The following is a 746-nucleotide window of genomic DNA, read 5'->3' on the forward strand; positions in this document are numbered from 1 at the left end:
GAAACGTAATCAGCGCAGTATCTGTCGCAGAGTAGCCGAGTGCTTCCTGACACAACAGCGGAAATATATAGAGCATGCCAAGCAGTCCGCCTGCTGTCAGAAGCGAAATGACGCTCATCATTCCAAAAACCCGGTCCTTCAATAAGCGAAGTTCAACCAACGGATGCTCAGCCTTCAGTTCGACAAAAACGAGGATTGCGAGGAGCATCATTCCCCCGGCCCCTGCTGCAAGCACATCCGGAGAGCCGAATCCACGCGCAGGCCCCTGGCTGAGTGCAAAAACCGCCAACGCCATTCCCGGCGCCGCCAAAAGGAATCCAAGCCAATCAAATCTGCCCGCTTCCGGCTCCAAATGTTCATGAAGATACAACAGGCCAAACAGCAGAATGATCATTCCGATCGGAATATTAATGTAAAAAATCCAGCGCCATGACAGCTGATCTGTCAGAAACCCGCTGATGATCGGCCCAACCGCAGGCGCGACGGCAATTGGAAGAACGAGGACTCTCGAAATTTTGGCCCGTTCATGCGGAGGAAACGTCCTGAACAAGATCGCCATTCCCACCGGCGTAATCAACCCGCCGCCGGCCCCCTGGATCACGCGAAATGCGTTTAACGCCGCCAGATTGTCAGCGATTCCGCATAAGGCGGATGCAGCTGTAAATATCGAAAGCGCGGCTAGGAAAACACGCTTTGTCCCAAAGCGGTCCCCAAGCCAGCCGGCTGCGGGAAGACAGACCGCCAAG

At 54.7% G+C, this 746-nt stretch carries 1 protein-coding gene; it reads right to left on the reverse strand.

The window, feature by feature from the left end; all coding sequences use genetic code 11:
* Positions 1-746: MFS transporter (locus ACWHAR_RS26525; RefSeq protein ID WP_452088354.1), on the reverse strand; the 746-nt coding region annotated here is incomplete at both ends.

Source organism: Bacillus sp. LR--39, from assembly GCF_053613335.1.